Below are 12856 nucleotides of genomic sequence, written 5' to 3' on the forward strand. Positions count from 1 at the left end.
GCAGGAATTGAGTCATGGGGCGATCCTTGCACAGTTGTAGGAAAAGTTACAAGCTGACACTAATCCAACCGCGTCATCTCACCCAACTGCTCAGCCGTGGGAAACCCCAGTGTCCTGTAGCGTGGCGGGTAAGTGTCGAATGGCTGCAACAGTTCACCTGCCTTGGCCTCAAGCTCTTCCCAGGCGAAAAGCCGGGTTCTGGCCGAGCCATCGGATTGCAGCTGGACCAATGCGACGCGGTCGGTTTTGGGCAGCAAGGTGTCGACCGCTTCGGTCCAGCTGCACACCGAGAAGGTCTTGCCGCTGCCGTCCGTCAACTCGAAGAGCGTGTACGTCGCGACGAATAATTCAGTGTTCTGCTCAGCGTGGATCGTGTCGAGTTGCTCTTTCTGCGAGCGGTAATTGCCTTCCAGCAGCACGTGTTCCAGGCTTGCCATGCGCGCCAGGAGTGCTTCGTCCTGAGTGGCAAACGGTACGATCCGTTGATCCTGATACGTATAGACCTGGCTGGAGACGACGCGGCCGTTTTCCATGGCCTTGAAGCAGACCTCGACCATGTGCCGAATGCCATCCTCGTCTTTGTCGCCGGTGACCATCAGCACATCGCGGGTCGGGATCATGAACACCGGGCGCCCTTTGATGGGGGCGCGCTGCAATACATCCGGCAGCAGCACGCGGCTGGTGTCATAGCTGTCGTTCCAGCGCCCGAGGTAGAGCCCGGGCACAATTTCTTCGAAGGCGTCCGGGGTGGTTTCGCGCAAGTTGCTCTGCGCTGCCGCCAATGCCTCGTCTAGGCTCACCCCCCAGCTCTCTTTCGGGCCATCGGTAAGGGTTGAAGTGGTTTCGGGATAATCCACCGCCAACAAGATCACGCAGTCTTTACCCAAAGATCGGTGGACAGCATTGCGCGGCGTATCCCAGCCATCAGTGCGCACCTTGTACAGGCGCACCTCTTCAAGCATCGCCAGGTTGCGAATCACGGGCCGCAACAGTGGCCTCACGTCTTCGAAGCGCTCTGGCGCGTTCTTGCGGTAGTTGAGCAGCGTCGACGCATACCCATTCAACACAGCGGCTTTGCGCGACTTCTCGGCGTTCTGGTAGTCACGAAAGGCGTTATGCAAGTTAAAGAAGCCGCCGCCGTCACCGTGGTCGAGGCGAAACTCCTTGGGCACATACACCAGCGGCCCGCTGAAGCCCACCTGGCGGGCAGCCTTGATGACTTTCTGGGCGAAGGCCGCCTCGGTCAGGGGGCGATTGAAGAGCTTGTCGATCAAGGTGCCAAACATGCGCAGGTTCCTCCATGAGTGCGAGCGGTCCATCCTCGGCGATGCAAGGGACAGGGTTAAATAACGACCCGTGTTGCGTGGTCGAGTTCACTGTTACCCGGTCAGGCCAGTAACTGCGTGATCCACCGCGCCTGCCGGGCGATTTCCTGCACCTTGTCTTCCGGCACCCACTGCTTCGCCTGCTCAAGGCTGGCTAAGGTCTTGTGCTTCTGGCGCAGCATGCGCTGCCACTTGGCCAGGAACTCCGGGCTGCGCGCCTGCAATTGCAGCGGGCCGAAGTACAGTTCTTCATCGGTGTAGGTCACCGGTTGCGCACGTTCGGCGACGATGATCTCGTAGTAGAAGCGGTTCTCCTGCAACAACTCTTCCCTGAGGATTCGGTAACCGTTGTGCATCAGCCAGTGGCGCAACGGTTGCTCGCCGCCGTTGGGTTGCAGGATCAAGCGTTCGTGGCCGGCGAGGTGCGCCTTGCCGTTGTCGAGGATGTCGCGAATCGTCTCGCCGCCCATGCCGCAGATGCTGATGGCGGTGATGCCGTCGCCAACCTCGATCGCCGCGAGGCCGTCGGCCAACCGCACAGTAATGCTTTTTTCCAGGCCGTTATCGCGCACGGTGCGCTGGGCTGCGTGGAAGGGCGTAGCTGCCACCTCCCCCGCCACCGCCGCTGCGATCAAACCCCGGCGCATCATTGCCACCGGCAGGTAGCCATGGTCCGAGCCGATGTCCGCCAGACGCGCGCCAACGGGCACGTTCGCCGCCACGCGCTCAAGGCGCCTGGATAATGTGTGTTCGTTCAACGGTTGTTCCTTGTCACTGAAAAATTACTCACCCGAAAAGCGGTCACGGCTATTGGTCAGGTGCAGCACCATGGCCGCCCGCGCCGCGTCCGGGTCCTGGCGCTTGATCGCGTTGAAGATCGCCTCGTGTTCCAGGTTCGCCAACTGGCCCAGCTTGGCAAAGTCGGCCCCCCCGCGCTCGGCGCCCTTGACCTGCGTACGCGGGATCATCGCATTGCCCAAATGCAGCATGATCTCGGTGAAAAACGTATTGCCGGTGGCCTCGGCGATCAGTTGGTGAAAGCGCTTGTCCTCTTCCACGCAACTGTCGTTGTTGGCCAGCGAGGCCTGGTAGTCATCCAGTGCTGCGCGCATCTGCGCCAGTTGCTCCTCAGACCGGCGCAACGCGGCCAGCGCCACGGCTTGCACCTCCAGGCCCAGGCGCAGTTCGAGCATGTTGCGCACGCTGGCGACGGTGTCCACGTGCAAGCGCAACCCTTGCTGAGCGTGCGGCTCCAGCACGAAGGTGCCGATGCCGTGACGCGTCTCCACCAGGCCCGACGCCTGCAACTTGGAGATGGCCTCGCGAACCACGGTTCGGCTCACACCGTGCTCCCGCACGATGGTCGATTCCGACGGCAGTTTTTCACCAGGCTTGAGCTGCCCAAGCAGGATGCGCTGGGTCAGCGCCTCGACCACGCCCTGGGCGAGATTGTTGGAACGTTTACGAACAAGGGTTGCGCTATCAATGGGCATCGCGACGGGTCCACGGGGTTGGGCTGGTGCGAGCTTAACACCCTCGTTGAACTGATTCGAAAACCAATCAACTTGTATGACAACCAACCTTAAACTCCCACAACCCCAAGAACTCCGACCTTCGCGCCAACCGGGAATCACCTGCCTGAATCGCCACCTAAAAAGCTACAAAACCCTAATATCCATTGGTCAAATAACCAAAACACCCATTCAGCATTCGCCGTTATAAGAACAAATACATCCGCCACCGCATTGCGATCCCCGGAAAACCACTTGTATGATGTCTATCAACAAAACACGCAAACCCGCATAAAAATAATCAGGGGGAGTTTTGAATTGTGAACAATTCAAGCCATGCATCTGCCGCACCAGAAAACGATTCAGTGCTCGCGCGCGCCGTGAGCAAAGTGAAGGGCCATGTGCTCCCACTGTTCGTGATCATGTTCATCCTCAACTACATCGACCGGGTCAATATAGGCTTCGTGCGCACGCACATGGAGCATGACCTCGGCATCGGCGCGGCCGCCTACGGCCTGGGCGCCGGGCTGTTCTTCATCGGCTACGCGCTGTTCGAAGTGCCCTCCAACATGCTGCTGCAAAAAGTCGGCGCGCGTATCTGGCTGACCCGCATCATGTTCACCTGGGGCATCGTCGCCACGCTGATGGCGTTCATCCAGAACGAAACCCAGTTCTACATCCTGCGTTTCCTGCTCGGCGTGGCTGAGGCGGGATTCTTCCCTGGCGTGATCTACTACTTCACCCGCTGGCTGCCAGGGGTTGAGCGCGGCAAGGCCATTGCGATCTTTCTGAGTGGTTCGGCGGTGGCCTCGCTGATCTCCGGCCCGCTCTCAGGCGCGCTGTTGCAGATAGAGGGCTTCGGCTTCCATGGCTGGCAGTGGATGTTTGCCATAGAAGGCCTGGCCTCGGTGGCGCTGGGGTTCTTCGTGTGGTTCTGGCTGGACTCCAAACCCCATGACGCCGACTGGATGACCCGCGAAGAGCAGGACGCACTGGTCGGCGCGATTGATCAGGAACAGCGCGAGCGTGAAGCGCTGACCACGGTCAAACCAACCCTTGGCAAGCTGCTCAAGGACCGTCAGATCCTGCTGTTCTGCGCCTTGTACTTCTGCATCCAGTTGACGATCTACGCCGCAACGTTCTGGCTGCCGAGCATCATCAAAAAGATGGGCGACTTGAGCGATATACAGGTGGGTTTCTTCAACTCGATCCCGTGGCTGATCTCGATCATTGCCATGTACACCTTTGCCTCGCTGTCGGGAAAATTCAGGTTCCAGCAAGCCTGGGTCGCCGCTGCGCTGCTGATTGCGGCTGCGGGGATGTTCATGTCCACCACGGGCGGGCCGATTTTTGCCTTTGTTGCGATCTGCTTTGCGGCCATCGGTTTCAAGTCGGCCTCGTCGCTGTTCTGGCCGATTCCCCAGGGGTATCTGGACGCGCGCATCGCCGCCGCCGTGATCGCGCTGATCAACTCCATCGGCAACCTGGGCGGGTTTGTAGCACCGACGACCTTTGGTTTTCTGGAGCAGACCACCGGTTCGATCCAGGGCGGCCTTTATGGGCTGGCCGGCACGTCGGTGATCGCCGCGATCCTGGTGTTTTTCGCCAAAACCGCGCCCTCTGCCCCTCAGGCTTCGCCGAGCGTTGTGCCCACGGGCGCCGCCATCAGCAAACCTCTTTAAGCGTATTCAGGAACTTGCCATGAGCACTTCAACGTCACCTGTCGTCACCCATTTCCAGGTCATCCCGGTTGCCGGCCATGACAGCATGCTGCTGAACCTGAGCGGCGCCCACGGGCCGTACTTCACGCGCAATATCGTGATTCTCAAAGACAGTTCCGGCAACACCGGCGTGGGCGAAGTACCCGGCGGCGAACGCATCCGCCAAACCCTGGAAGACGCGCGCAGCCTGGTGGTGGGCCAACCCATTGGCCACTACCAGCGCATCCTCAACCAAATGCGCACCACCTTTGCCTCACGGGATTCTGCCGGTCGCGGCCTGCAAACCTTTGACCTGCGCATCACCATTCACGCGGTCACGGCGATGGAAGCGGCACTGCTCGATTTGCTGGGCCAGTTCCTCGAAGTGCCGGTGGCCGCCTTGCTCGGCGAAGGCCAGCAGCGCGACGCGGTGAAGATGCTCGGCTACCTGTTCTACGTCGGTGATCGCACCGCCACAGACCTGGCCTATCGCAACGAGGCGGACGCCGATGATGACTGGTTTCGCCTGCGCCACGAGACAGCCCTGACGGCCGACGCGGTGGTGCGCCTGGCCGAAGCCGCCAAAGCCAAATACGGCTTCAACGACTTCAAACTCAAAGGCGGCGTCTTGAGCGGCGATGCCGAAATCGAAGCCGTCACCGCGCTGGCCGAACGCTTCCCGGATGCACGCATCACCCTCGACCCGAACGGCGCCTGGTCACTCAAAGAAGCCATCCGCCTGTGCCGCGACCAGCACCACGTACTCGCCTACGCCGAAGACCCGTGCGGTGCGGAAAACGGCTACTCGGGCCGCGAAGTCATGGCCGAATTCCGCCGCGCCACGGGCCTGAAAACCGCCACTAACATGATCGCCACCGACTGGCGAGAAATGGGCCACGCGATCCAGTTGCAATCGGTGGACATCCCCCTCGCCGACCCGCACTTCTGGACAATGCAAGGCTCGGTGCGCGTGGCGCAGATGTGTAACGACTGGGGTTTGACCTGGGGTTCGCATTCCAACAACCACTTCGATATTTCCCTGGCGATGTTTACTCAGGTCGCCGCCGCCGCACCAGGCGATATCACCGCCATCGACACCCATTGGATCTGGCAGGACGGCCAGCGTCTGACCAGGCAACCGCTGAAGATCGAAGGCGGTTATGTGAAGGTGCCGAGCAAGCCCGGCCTGGGCGTGGATATCGATATGGACGCCGTGGCGAAGGCCCACGAGGTCTACAAAGGCATGGGCCTCGGCGCGCGGGATGACAGCGTGGCGATGCAGTTTTTGATTCCCGGCTGGCGCTTCAATAACAAGCAGCCTTGCCTGGTGCGTTAGGGCCCCCTGCGAACACAGTACCTGTGGGGCGTGGGCTTTCTGTGGCGAGCGGGCTTGCCCCGCGTTGGGCTGCGAAGCAGCCCTGAAACCTGACGACGCGGTTTATCAGTTACACCGTGCCGTTTGAATGGGGAGCGCTTCGCACTCCAACGCGGGGCAAGCCCGCTCGCCACAGAAAGCACGCTCGCCACAACAAGCCAGCTCGCCACAGCAAATCAGGGTTTACTGGCTGCTGTCGATTTTGCCCTGGCCGTTTTCCTGGGTGCAATCGGCTGCACGGTAAGTTCCACTCCTAGCGCCAACATAAGTTTCTGGACAGTCTCATAACGGGTTTTCGAGCCGCCTTTCAGCGTTTTGTAAAGGCTCTCCCGATTGATCCCGGCAGCCTCCGCCACTTTGTTCACGCCCTGGGCTTTGGCGACCTCGGCAAGCGCCTTCATCAGTATCTGCGGGTCTTGCGACTTCATGCTTTGCGCCAAATACGCGCTGATCACCTCCGGGCTGTCGAGGAAGCGCGACGCTTCGTAAACGCTGGTACCGGATGTATCAAGATCGAGGATCGGCATGTCCTCGGGTTTGAATGTGGATTTGCTCATTTTCATGTACCTCTCAGGGCTTCAAGGATTTCTCTTGCCCGCCTGATTCCTCTGTTCTGGTCGGTTTTGTCACTGCCCCACAGCATCAGGTAAGCAGTGATGCCCGTGCGTACAAAGTAAATCCTGTAGCCGGGCCCGACAAAAACACGCATTTCACTCAAGCCCTCGCCTACGGGTTCGCAATCACCAAAATTGTTTTCTTCGGCGCGGTCCAATCGAGTCAGAACCGCCGTTTTCCCGCAAACGTCCCTCATACCGTCGAGCCATGTATCGAACTCCGGCGTCCTGCCGATCAAATTAGTCAAGATTTCACTTGTAGCCTACTGGCTACTCCTTGCCGATGCTAGTGAATTTTCAAACCCGGTGAACTCCGGGTTAAAAAATCCTAGTCCAGCCCCCGCAGGAGCAGCCGTTCGATACTATGAGCGCGTGTTTCTCCAACCGCTTAAAGCGCCCGATCAAATAACGGGGTTGCGCGCAATCGTTCCATCAGATCTACCACCTCAACACCCTCGCCGGCCCCTGTGGCGAGGGAGCAAGCTCGCGCTGGGGCGCGCAGCGGCCCTTGATCAGCCGACGCGGTAAGCCTGGCCTACCGCGTTTTGCGGTTTTGGGGCTGCTACGCAACCCAGCGCGAGCTTGCGCCCTCGCCAAGGGACCGAGGGTTATTTAAGCGATCTTGATAACCACCTTGCCAAATGCGCCTTTGGCCAGATGCGCATAAGCTTCGCGCGCCTGTTCGAACGAGTAGACCTGATCGATCACCGGGCGAATCTTGTGCTCGTTCAAAAACGCGTTCATCCGATCAAATGATGAGCGCGGTGCGACGGCGATGCCGCGAAGGGTGGTTTGGCGAAATATCAGCGGCATCAGGTTCAATTGCACGGTCTGCCCCGTCAGGAATCCAATCTGCGCGATGCGTCCGGCGGCCTTGGTGGCTGCCACCGACTGGTTGATGCCATTGCCACCGGCGACATCAAGCAGCAGGTCAACGCCCTTGCCCTCGGTCAACTTCAGCACTTCTTCCTCCCAGGCAGGCGTGGTCCGATAGTTGATACCTGCCACTGCGCCCAAGTCGATGACGGTTTGCAGGTTCTGGTCGCTGCTGGACGTCGCGATCACCCTGGCCCCCAGCGCTGTTGCCATTTGCACAGCGAAGATGGAGACCCCACCGGTGCCCTGGACCAGGACGGTCTGCCCAGGCTGGACCTGCCCGAAATCCACCAGTGAGTACCAGGCCGTCAGCGCAGCAATCGGCAACGTGGCAGCCTCTTCGTCGCTCATGTTATCGGGGGCGCGCACCGCGCTGTCCTCGTGGATGATCATGTACTCGGCCAGCCCGCCAGGCAGCGGGGAACCAAAGCAGTAGTCCCGCTCATCCGGGCCAGGTTCACCGTCCAGCCAGCGTGAATACAAATGCGAGTTCACGCGATCGCCGACGTTGAAGCGCGACACTCCATCACCCACCGCGACCACAGTACCGGCAGCATCGCTTACCGGAATCAAATCCTTTGGCACTGTGTGCGGTTCGTACATACCATCCACGATGACCTTGTCGCGAAAATTCAGCGAAACGGCGCCCACCTTGACCAGCAGTTCGCCGGGCTTTGGTGTTGGCGTAGGCACTTCACCCATGTGCAGATTGTCGAGCCCGAATTCTCTGAGTAACCAAGCCTTCATAACGTATTCCCCGCGTGACGTGAGAGGCGGCATTGCCTTGAACACATCATTCGCCGTTTGACGAAGGCAATAAATACGCAGAAATGGACAGGATTGTTCTATTCTCAAGCAATAGTCATAGCCAACACCGTCACCAGGGTCGCCCATGGAACTGCTCCAATCGATGCGCTTATTCGCTCGGCTTGCTGAACTCGGCAGCTTCACCAAGGCCGCCGAGTCCCTGGCCATCGGCCGCCCGCATGTTACCCGCGCCATTCAAGAGCTGGAGTCGTCGCTGGGCGTGCGCTTGTTCCAGCGCACCACGCGCAAAGTCACGCTCACCGCTGAAGGCGAGCGGTTCTATGGGCGGGTGCAGGAAATTCTCGGCAACATTGCTGACGCAACCTCCATGTTTGACCCCACCGGGGCGACCCTCAGTGGTCGGCTGCGCGTCGACATCCCGACCGCCTTTGCGCAAATCGAATTCATCGACAGCCTTAAAGAATTCGCCAGCACTTTTCCAGGCATCAACCTGATACTCGGCGTCACCGACCGGACCGTGGACCTGGTGGGCGAAGGGGTGGACTGCGCACTGCGCATCGGCGATTTACCGAACTCGACGTTGGTGGGGCGGCCCGTGGGCATGGCGACCTTGATCACTTGCGCCGCGCCCGCTTACCTGCAGGCTCACGGTGAACCTGAGCGAATAGAAGCGCTGGCGGCGCATCAGGGCGTCAGTTATCTGTCTGGCCACAGCAACCGGATCCTGCCCTGGCATTTTCGAGTGGACAGCGCGGACCACGTGCATGTCAGTCAGGCCGCCATCACCGTGACCGAATCGCACACCTATGTTCAATGTGGGGTGGCGGGTTTCGGCATCATTCAAGCGCTGGGCATTTCAGTCAGCCATCACCTGGCCAACGGCGACCTTGTAGAAATCCTCGCGCCCTATCGCCCCGCCCCCAGACCGGTGACGCTGCTGTACCCGAGCCGCACCCACATTGCGCCGCAGGTGCAAGCCTTTACGCAGTGGTTGCTGGAGCGCTTTCCACAGATTCATACCCAGTGGCTGGAGCCCTACGCCATCCGTTAGAGGTAGCGCCCGATAAAACATCCCACATCCCATGTGGGAGCTGGCTTGCCTGCGATAGCAATCTACCAGTCAAACAGGGGTGAGCTGACCCACCGCTATCGCAGGCAAGCCAGCTCCCACATTTTTAGCCGGTGCATGGCTTGGAACAGGTGTTGGTATTACTGGCTCACAAATGCAAGCACCCGCGCCAGCATCTGATCACAGGCTTGCAGTTGTGCAAGGCTGATGAACTCATCCGGCTTGTGCCCCTGCTCCATGCTCCCCGGCCCGCAGACCACGGTAGGAATGCCCGCTTGGTCAAACAGCCCGCCTTCACTGCCGAAGGCCACGGTGCCGTAATCCCGGGAACCACAGAACTGCGCAACCCATTCGGCCGCCTGGCTTTCTACCGACGTCGCCAGGCCCGGATAGCTGGATAACTCATTGAAACTGATCGCGCTGTCTGCGCTGACCGCGTGCATGACGGGCAGCAAGGTGTGCTCCGCATAGTCACGCAACTGGTCGGCCACCTCCCATGGGTTTTGGGCCGGCAGCGAGCGCACTTCAAAGTCGAAGCTGCAGTTCTGCGGGACGACATTCAGTGCTTTGCCGCCTGAGATGACACCGGTTTGCACGGTGGAAAACGGTGGATCGAAACGCGCATTCCGGTGCTGCGGCGCCTTAAGTGTTTCGCCCAAGCGCACCAGCTCACCGATCAACCGCGCGGCGTATTCGATAGCATTGACGCCCGACGGCGCGTACGCCGAATGGCAGGCTGCGCCGTGCACTTCGCAGCGCATCGCCAATTTGCCTTTGTGGCCCAGCACCGGTTTGAGTTCGGTGGGTTCGCCGATCACGCACAGCAGCGGTTTGACCGGTTGCGCGTGAAACCGCTCGATCAGCGAGCGCACGCCGAGGCAGCCCACTTCTTCGTCGTAAGACAGCGCGATATGCACCGGCATGCGCAGCGACGCCGCAACCAGTGCCGGCACGCTTGCCAGCACACACGCAATGTAGCCTTTCATGTCTGCCGTGCCACGGCCGTACAACTTGCCGTGCTGTTCCGTCAGGTCGAACGGCGCCACGCTCCAGCGCTGGCCGTCCACCGGCACCACGTCGGTGTGGCCAGACAGCACAATGCCGGGCACGTCGGCCGGGCCGATGGTCGCCAGCAGGTTGGCCTTGCTCTTGTGTTCGTTGAACACCAGCTCACAGGCCACGCCATGGCCTTGCAAATACGTGCGCACAAAGTCGATCAAGGCCAGGTTCGATTCGCGGCTGGTGGTGTCGAAGCGCACCAGTTGCGCGAGCAGGTCGCGGCTGTTGCTCATCGGTCATCTCCCGGCACGGCATAGCCCGGCGCCTGTTGCGGGTTGAGGGCGCGGTCGATGTAATCCTGCAGTTGCCCGCGATAGGCTTGCCAGAGCTGATCAAGGGCGCGGATCGGCTCTTCATCAGCCCAGTCCACGCGCAGGTTGACGATGGGCCACAGCAGGTCGTCCACCACCACCAACGCCGCCGAATGCACCGGCCCGGCTTCGCCGCCTTTGGCCTGGCCCGCGTGCATGGCCGCGAGCAAGCGGTCGGCGAGGTGCCCGGGGGCGTTTTCGAACGCGAGCACCATGGCTTCGATCACGCCGGGGTTGGCGAGCATGTTCCCGGCGGCCACGCATTGCTCGCCACTCAGTGCCGCGTGAATGCCGAGGGTGTGTGCACCGCTGAAATGCGCGGTGCGGCCTTCGCTGTCAATCACGGTTACCTGGCGGTATTCGTGGTGTTCTTCGTTTTCAAGCGCCCTGGCCAACGCCTCAATCGGCGCCATGCCCTGTTCCAGCCGATCCAGCACAGACGGCCCCAGGCTCGGCAAGGTGATGTTCTGCGACGCCACCGCGCCCACACCGGGCCGCAGCCACGGGCAACGCGCCCCCACGGCAATGCTGGAAGAGCTGATCGCAATGCCCAACTGGCCCGTTTCGGCGCAGCGAGCGACAACGGAAAACGTCATAAAAAGCCCTCAGTCGAGCACCGAAGGGTCGGCGTCGATCATCAATTGCTTCATCTCTTCAAAGTGCTGACGCGAGAAGTCCGTAATGCCTTCCCAGCCCCGCGCGGTTTTCTCTGCCACTTCGTCCGACAGCACGCGCAACGGCTGCCCGGTGGACCACGCGGTAACCAGAATCTGGCAAGCGCGCTCCAGGGTCCAGATGTCGTCGAACGCTTCGCCGATGGACACGCCGGTGACCATCACGCCGTGGTTGCCCATCAGCAGGCGGCTTTTGCCGTCGAGCAACCCGGCCAAACGTGCGCCCTCGGCTTCGGTGTCGGCCATGCCGCCGTAGAGTTCATCCACCGCCACACGGTTGAAATAGCGGGCGGTGTTCTGGTCGATCGGCGGGATGTGCGGCGTGGCCAGGCAAGCCACGGCGGTGGTGTAGATGGGGTGCAAGTGCAGCACGGCGCGGGTGTGCGGCAACAGGCGGTGAATCTGCCCATGGATCGACCAGGCGGTGGCGTCCACGTCCGGGTGGTCAGCGCTGGCCGGGTCGTCCGCGTTCAGCAGCAGCAAGTCACTCGCTCGAATGCGCGAAAAATGCTTCCACTTGGGGTTGAGCAAAAACTGTTTGCCATCGGCGGACACGGCAGCGCTGAGGTGGTTGGCCACCGCTTCGTGCATGCCCACATGGGCAATGATGCGAAAGGTCGCCGCCAGATCAATGCGCGCCTGTTCTTCAAGGGATAACGCCATGAATCGGTCTCCGCAGGGCGCGCGCCGCAGCGGGCTGCGGCGCGCGCGATAGAGTTACTTCGGCATCAGTTCGGCGATGTCGGCGTCAGTGGGTGCCTGGAAGTTGTACTTCTTGAGCAAGGCGGCGTACTCAGGGGTGGTGCGGTATTTCGCCAGGCCATCGACCAGGGCTTTTTTCACCTCGTCATTGCCCTTCTTCACGCCGAAGCCGTTGAGCACCGGGTAGATCAGGGTGTCGGAGGAAATCACCACACGGCTGCCGAGCTTGTCGATCACGCCACGGGCAACGGCGGCGTCGGTGATCTGCGCTTCAACCGCGTGAGCCAGCAACGCCTGAGTGGTTTGCGGGTCGGTGCTGTATTCACTGATGGCGATCGGCTTCAAGCCCTTGGCCACGCAGTATTCATCCGACAGCTTGTGCATTTGCGCCAGCCAGGACGTGGCGCCCATGGAGCCAAGCTTGTGGCCGCAGAAATCTTCCGGGGTCTTGGGCTGGTAGGCGCTGTCTTTGAGGGTAAGGATCGACTCGCCGCTTTTCAGGTACGGGATCATATCGATGACTTTGATCCGCTCGGCAGTGATGTACATCGACGAGTTGGTCACGTCAAAACGCCCGGCTTGCAGGCCGGTGATCAGGTTGGGGAAGCGCGTGTCGAGGGTCTCGACCTTGCGGCCCATGACCTTGCCCAGGCCTTCCATGAACTCGATGTCAAAGCCCGCCGGCTTGTTGTTGTCCATGTATTCATAGGGGAAGAAGGTCACGTCGGAACCGGCGATGATCTTGCCTTCCTGCTGGAACGCCGAAGCGGCCAACGACGTCAGTGCAACCGCAGCGCCCAGCAGGCACACGGCAAAGGGGCGAACACTTTTACGAAACGCTGTCATGGTCATTACCTGCAAGGGTTTTGGGA

At 60.6% G+C, this 12856-nt stretch carries 13 protein-coding genes; 3 read left to right on the top strand and 10 right to left on the bottom strand.

The window, feature by feature from the left end:
• Nucleotides 1–59: 59 nt before the first annotated feature.
• The 3 genes from ACP7A2_RS02235 to ACP7A2_RS02245 all read right to left on the bottom strand — a co-directional run bounded on the left by ACP7A2_RS02235 (nt 60) and on the right by ACP7A2_RS02245 (nt 2818).
• Nucleotides 60–1286 carry a DUF1444 family protein gene (locus ACP7A2_RS02235; protein ID WP_426132900.1) on the bottom strand — a complete coding sequence of 409 codons (1227 nt, stop codon included), beginning with the start codon at nt 1284–1286 and terminating at the stop codon, nt 60–62.
• 101 nt (nt 1287–1387) lie between these two features.
• A complete protein-coding gene (locus ACP7A2_RS02240) occupies nt 1388–2083 on the bottom strand; it encodes a tRNA (adenine(22)-N(1))-methyltransferase (RefSeq protein WP_426132901.1) in 696 nt (231 codons plus the stop codon).
• 24 nt (nt 2084–2107) lie between these two features.
• On the bottom strand, nt 2108–2818 hold the full coding sequence (locus ACP7A2_RS02245) for a FadR/GntR family transcriptional regulator (RefSeq protein WP_426132902.1): 711 nt from the start codon (nt 2816–2818) through the stop codon (nt 2108–2110).
• A gap of 338 nt (nt 2819–3156) precedes the next feature.
• Between ACP7A2_RS02245 and ACP7A2_RS02250 the strand changes: the two genes are divergently transcribed.
• Both ACP7A2_RS02250 and gudD read left to right on the top strand, forming a co-directional pair.
• Nucleotides 3157–4518: an MFS transporter gene (locus ACP7A2_RS02250; RefSeq protein WP_426132903.1), complete on the top strand. Its 1362-nt coding sequence runs from the start codon at nt 3157–3159 to the stop codon at nt 4516–4518.
• 19 nt (nt 4519–4537) lie between these two features.
• Complete coding sequence (gene gudD, locus ACP7A2_RS02255; protein WP_426132904.1) at nt 4538–5872, top strand: glucarate dehydratase; 1335 nt, start codon at nt 4538–4540, stop codon at nt 5870–5872.
• A 215-nt stretch (nt 5873–6087) separates the two neighbouring features.
• Here the strand turns inward: gudD and ACP7A2_RS02260 are convergent, their stop codons facing one another.
• From ACP7A2_RS02260 to ACP7A2_RS02270, 3 genes are all read right to left on the bottom strand, one after another.
• The gene (locus ACP7A2_RS02260; RefSeq protein ID WP_426132943.1) at nt 6088–6468 is read right to left on the bottom strand and encodes an addiction module antidote protein; all 381 of its coding nucleotides are present in this window, start codon (nt 6466–6468) and stop codon (nt 6088–6090) included.
• A gap of 2 nt (nt 6469–6470) precedes the next feature.
• Nucleotides 6471–6773, bottom strand: a complete 303-nt coding sequence (locus tag ACP7A2_RS02265; RefSeq protein WP_426132905.1) for a type II toxin-antitoxin system RelE/ParE family toxin — start codon at nt 6771–6773, stop codon at nt 6471–6473.
• Between the two features lie 364 nt (nt 6774–7137).
• Complete coding sequence (locus tag ACP7A2_RS02270) at nt 7138–8148, bottom strand: zinc-dependent alcohol dehydrogenase family protein (RefSeq protein WP_426132944.1); 1011 nt, start codon at nt 8146–8148, stop codon at nt 7138–7140.
• Nucleotides 8149–8293: 145 nt separating this feature from the next.
• Between ACP7A2_RS02270 and ACP7A2_RS02275 the strand changes: the two genes are divergently transcribed.
• Complete coding sequence (locus ACP7A2_RS02275; protein ID WP_426132906.1) at nt 8294–9220, top strand: LysR family transcriptional regulator; 927 nt, start codon at nt 8294–8296, stop codon at nt 9218–9220.
• Between the two features lie 158 nt (nt 9221–9378).
• Here ACP7A2_RS02275 and argE read toward each other — a convergent pair whose 3' ends face one another.
• The 4 genes from argE to ACP7A2_RS02295 are packed head-to-tail and all read right to left on the bottom strand — an operon-like array spanning nt 9379 to nt 12830.
• Nucleotides 9379–10530, bottom strand: coding sequence for an acetylornithine deacetylase (argE, locus tag ACP7A2_RS02280; RefSeq protein WP_426132908.1), 1152 nt, complete (start codon nt 10528–10530; stop codon nt 9379–9381).
• Nucleotides 10527–11204: a DUF1028 domain-containing protein gene (locus ACP7A2_RS02285; RefSeq protein WP_426132909.1), complete on the bottom strand. Its 678-nt coding sequence runs from the start codon at nt 11202–11204 to the stop codon at nt 10527–10529. The genes argE and ACP7A2_RS02285 overlap by 4 nt, the downstream gene beginning before the upstream one ends.
• 9 nt (nt 11205–11213) lie before the next feature.
• Nucleotides 11214–11945 carry a class II aldolase and adducin N-terminal domain-containing protein gene (locus ACP7A2_RS02290; RefSeq protein ID WP_426132910.1) on the bottom strand — a complete coding sequence of 244 codons (732 nt, stop codon included), beginning with the start codon at nt 11943–11945 and terminating at the stop codon, nt 11214–11216.
• A 54-nt stretch (nt 11946–11999) separates the two neighbouring features.
• Nucleotides 12000–12830, bottom strand: coding sequence for an ABC transporter substrate-binding protein (locus ACP7A2_RS02295; RefSeq protein WP_426132911.1), 831 nt, complete (start codon nt 12828–12830; stop codon nt 12000–12002).
• Between the last annotated feature and the right edge of the window lie 26 nt (nt 12831–12856).

Source organism: Pseudomonas sp. PWP3-1b2, from assembly GCF_049896045.1.
Classification (GTDB): Bacteria; Pseudomonadota; Gammaproteobacteria; order Pseudomonadales; family Pseudomonadaceae; genus Aquipseudomonas; species Aquipseudomonas antarctica_B.

What these genes read in the sequence shown, in the direction of transcription:
- ACP7A2_RS02270 (WP_426132944.1), bottom strand. Translation starts at nt 8,148, where the DNA reads ATGAAGGCTTGGTTACTCAGAGAATTCGGGCTCGACAATCTGCACATG.
- argE (WP_426132908.1), bottom strand. Translation starts at nt 10,530, where the DNA reads ATGAGCAACAGCCGCGACCTGCTCGCGCAACTGGTGCGCTTCGACACC.
- ACP7A2_RS02295 (WP_426132911.1), bottom strand. Translation starts at nt 12,830, where the DNA reads ATGACAGCGTTTCGTAAAAGTGTTCGCCCCTTTGCCGTGTGCCTGCTG.
- ACP7A2_RS02275 (WP_426132906.1), top strand. Translation starts at nt 8,294, where the DNA reads ATGGAACTGCTCCAATCGATGCGCTTATTCGCTCGGCTTGCTGAACTC.
- ACP7A2_RS02260 (WP_426132943.1), bottom strand. Translation starts at nt 6,468, where the DNA reads ATGAGCAAATCCACATTCAAACCCGAGGACATGCCGATCCTCGATCTT.
- gudD (WP_426132904.1), top strand. Translation starts at nt 4,538, where the DNA reads ATGAGCACTTCAACGTCACCTGTCGTCACCCATTTCCAGGTCATCCCG.
- ACP7A2_RS02235 (WP_426132900.1), bottom strand. Translation starts at nt 1,286, where the DNA reads ATGTTTGGCACCTTGATCGACAAGCTCTTCAATCGCCCCCTGACCGAG.
- ACP7A2_RS02245 (WP_426132902.1), bottom strand. Translation starts at nt 2,818, where the DNA reads ATGCCCATTGATAGCGCAACCCTTGTTCGTAAACGTTCCAACAATCTC.
- ACP7A2_RS02285 (WP_426132909.1), bottom strand. Translation starts at nt 11,204, where the DNA reads ATGACGTTTTCCGTTGTCGCTCGCTGCGCCGAAACGGGCCAGTTGGGC.
- ACP7A2_RS02290 (WP_426132910.1), bottom strand. Translation starts at nt 11,945, where the DNA reads ATGGCGTTATCCCTTGAAGAACAGGCGCGCATTGATCTGGCGGCGACC.